At 39.7% G+C, this 3,606-nt stretch carries 3 protein-coding genes; 1 reads left to right on the forward strand and 2 read right to left on the reverse strand.

Annotated features, from left to right (window positions below; translation table 11 throughout):
* Nucleotides 1–114: 114 nt before the first annotated feature.
* Together AC2JBO_RS43900 and AC2JBO_RS43905 are read right to left on the reverse strand one after the other, a co-directional pair.
* Nucleotides 115–477: a DUF4864 domain-containing protein gene (locus AC2JBO_RS43900; RefSeq protein ID WP_496959906.1), complete on the reverse strand. Its 363-nt coding sequence runs from the start codon at nucleotides 475–477 to the stop codon at nucleotides 115–117.
* 107 nt (nucleotides 478–584) lie between these two features.
* Complete coding sequence (locus AC2JBO_RS43905) at nucleotides 585–1,730, reverse strand: CapA family protein (RefSeq protein ID WP_496959907.1); 1,146 nt, start codon at nucleotides 1,728–1,730, stop codon at nucleotides 585–587.
* A 491-nt stretch (nucleotides 1,731–2,221) separates the two neighbouring features.
* Here AC2JBO_RS43905 and AC2JBO_RS43910 point away from each other — a divergent pair, with 491 nt between their 5' ends.
* Nucleotides 2,222–3,472 carry a DUF4912 domain-containing protein gene (locus tag AC2JBO_RS43910; RefSeq protein ID WP_496959908.1) on the forward strand — a complete coding sequence of 417 codons (1,251 nt, stop codon included), beginning with the start codon at nucleotides 2,222–2,224 and terminating at the stop codon, nucleotides 3,470–3,472.
* Nucleotides 3,473–3,606: the final 134 nt, after the last annotated feature.

Below are 3,606 nucleotides of genomic sequence, written 5' to 3' on the forward strand. Positions count from 1 at the left end.
AAACTTTCACGTCCGGTTCTAAAGGGGAGGAGCGGAGTGTAATAGCTCCCTTCGACCTCACCAATTCAGGTTGTCCAATTAATCCTGATTTCCGCCTACACAGCACAGGGAATATTAAATAATTTCTGCTTCAACTGGCACAAGAAAGCAACCGTTAATTTTCCAAATGCCTTCCGGTTGCTTTTCCATTAAATAAAGTGCCCTTACAGGTACTCCATCTGGACTAAGGAGTAATACCAGTTGTGTTATGTTCCCTTGAATTGTAGTGATATTCTCGAACAATACTGAGCGCGGACGATAAACAGGTAAGTATCCCGTTTTGATCATTTGGAAAAAATTCTCAGGTGTTTGAAATTGTGCCCTAATCGCAGAACTTGCAAAAGCAAACGCTTCTTCAGCATTGTCTTGTTGAAACGCTTGCAATTGCTGTTCGATGACAAAACGAATAGCTGTGCTATCGCTATCAGTGACTTTCATTTTCCTAAAAGGAGTTAACGTGCAAAGAGTAGTTGAAATAAATCAGTAGTACTTATATAAAATACTAGCATCTCTGTTTGTTACAAAGCTGAGTCCAGTCAGAATTTTTACTTGATAGCGATAATTTCTCCTTTTTTATTAATTTTTATTGAAGTTTTAGCAAAATCTTTGTCTATTAAATCACGTACTAGTTTTACTGTGCGGAAACTTTGGTCAATACGAGGAATTCCTTGTTTATCCATGTGAATCGGTATAATCTTAGCTGCAATCAAATCACCTGCGGAATTTAATTTTACTTCTAAAATCATTGAGTAACCTGTTTCGGCAGTTGTAGACAAGGTACGGTATCCTAAAAAGTTTCCCAAGGAATAAGCTACTAATTTACCTTTATAAATCTCCATTGCACGCGGTACGTGGGGTCCATGTCCTAAAACTACATCCGCTCCCGCATCAATCATTGTCCGCGCAAATTGTACAGAGTTACCACGATTTTCGCCGTAGAAATACTCAGTTTCATTTTTAGCGCGCATTGCATTTGTACCTTCGGCGCCAGCGTGCATTGAAACTATTACGATATCTGCCTGTTTCTGTGCTTTTTTAACAAGTTGCGTCGCATTTGGCACATCATGAATCGAGTTGTAATAATTGTATGGCGCAAATCCAACCATCGCCACTTTAACATTGTGGGTGTTAAGCGACAGAATCTGATTTTTATGACCTACTGTATCAATACCAACCGTTTTTAAATTGTTAACCGTATCACGAAAACCCATTACTCCAAAATCTAGAGCGTGATTATTAGCAATATTAAACACGTTAAATCCAACATCAGAAAATAACTTCGCATATTCAGGTGGTGACCGAAAAGCAAACGTTTGTCCTCTAGTAATATCTTTAGCGCTATAACGATAATTAGTTAAAGAAGTTTCTAAGTTACCAAACAATATATCAGCACTACCTAGGTATGTACGTATTGATTTAGGAATTAACTGATTGCGATTACGCGGTAATCTGTTATTAGGATAATTAGTACCTGGAATAATATCCCCAACAGCTTGAATTGTTATTGAATCAGGAAAAATTTGCTCCTCAGTAACAGGTGGCAATATTGGTAATGAGTCTGAAGGTTTTGGCACTTTATCAGATGCCTGTATTTTGCCCATCCGAATCGCTGAACCAATACTTATACCAACACATAAACATGTACTAACAAATATCATTGATAGTAACTTTCCGAACCCGCGATTAAGCATAATTGCACCTCCTCACCCAATGAAGTACAGTTTAGCTCAATAATCTATGTCTTCCTCAGATTAGCGACTTCTTAAAGAAGTCGCTAATCTGGCATGGTCAACCTAATTTATCAAGATATCATGACATTTTTATGTAAATTGAAGCTGAAAATACAGTTTATGTTATGATTTGATGACATTTTGCTCCCCGAAAACATGTAAATTCGTTCTTTTACTCAAAAATGCCCTTTGAGACCCCTTGATCCCTAGTGGGGGTAATTGGTTAATATTCATTAACATAAAGACCCGTTTTGCTACGAGTTTCTACTTGTAGGAAAAAAGCGGATTGTAAAAGCTAGATAAATTCAAATAAAGGAAACGGCTCGAAGCTAAGAATTTAGCTGCGTCACAGTTGTTCGCACGTGTTCGTGAACACAATTTAAGCTCATTAGTTGAATTAGCCAGGGGAAACGACACTTAGAAATTTTACAAAAGAACCGGAGTTAAGATTCATGGCAAAAGAACGCCCACCGCTAGATGAGATGACATTGCGACAGTTACGTAAAGTAGCTAGTGCTTACGGTGTATCTCGCTACAGCCGGATGCGTAAGACGCAATTACTTGCAGCGATTTTAGAAGTAGAACGTAGTAAACCATTATTAAATCCATCTCGTACATTGGAGGCACAGGAAGTCGTGGAAGCAGCAAAATTTGAGTTAGGACAAGTAGACCGTAATGCTGGAAATCTCTCGGATGTTGATGAGTTTTTAGCTGATTTACCAGGTGGTTATGGTGAAAGCCGTATTGTATTAATGCCACGTGATCCACAGTGGGCATATACTTACTGGGATGTTCCCAAAGAGCATAAAGAAGAACTGCGTCGCAATGGTGGACAGCAGTTAGCTTTAAGAATTTACGATGTTACTGATATAAACTTTGACCAGCAAAGTCCTCATAGTATCCAAGAATACCCAAGTGATGAAATGGCACGGGAATGGTATTTGCCTGTTCCTGTTAGCGATAGAGACTATGTGATTGACATTGGTTATCGCTGTGCTGATGGTCGTTGGCTGGTACTTGCTCGTTCTGCGCGCGTCCACATTCCTCCTGTATATCCATCAGACTGGATTGAAGATGTGTTCATCACTGTTAACTTTGAAGAGGAGCTACGTAGTAGAACTTTATACGAACTTGTTCCACCTGCGAAGAAAGCAGTGGGTGCAGCTAATGCTGTTGCTGGTGCCAACGGCAATGCAATTTACGAACAAATCTTTGGAATGTCAGAGTCAACCGAAGCTTTGCGTGTAGCAGGTTCATTGTTTGGTTCGATGCAGCACGTACCTGGTTCGATGGCGCCAGAACAAGCGATTAGTTCTTACATTTTCCCATCTGGAGTGGGTATGTGGGCAGTACCAACAACATCAGGGTTAAATATGTCTGGTGCTGGAATGTCGGGTGCTGGTATCGGTGAAATTCCAATGAGTCCACGTAAGTTCTGGTTAATTGCCGATGCTGAGTTGATAGTTTATGGTGCAACCGAACCAGATGCAAATGTAACAATTGGTGGGCGCCCAATCAAATTAAATCCTGATGGAACCTTCCGCTTCCAAATGTCGTTCCAAGACGGCTTAATCGACTACCCCATTGTAGCGGTAGCAGCAGATGGAGAACAAACCCGCTCGATTCAAATGAAATTCAACCGAGAAACCCCATCGCGCAACACCAATACTAAAGAAGAAGCCGTTTTAGAATGGTTTAGTTAATTTTGGATTGTACGTGAAAGGATTTCAGATTGGTAAAATCCGATAGGTAAATATCTAAATTTAGAACCTACTATAAGAGCTATAGTAGGTTTTTCGCTGTATAGACAAAAAATTGATATAAAACTGTAATTGGT

The organism is Calothrix sp. CBUCES-K 9914, from assembly GCF_059640475.1.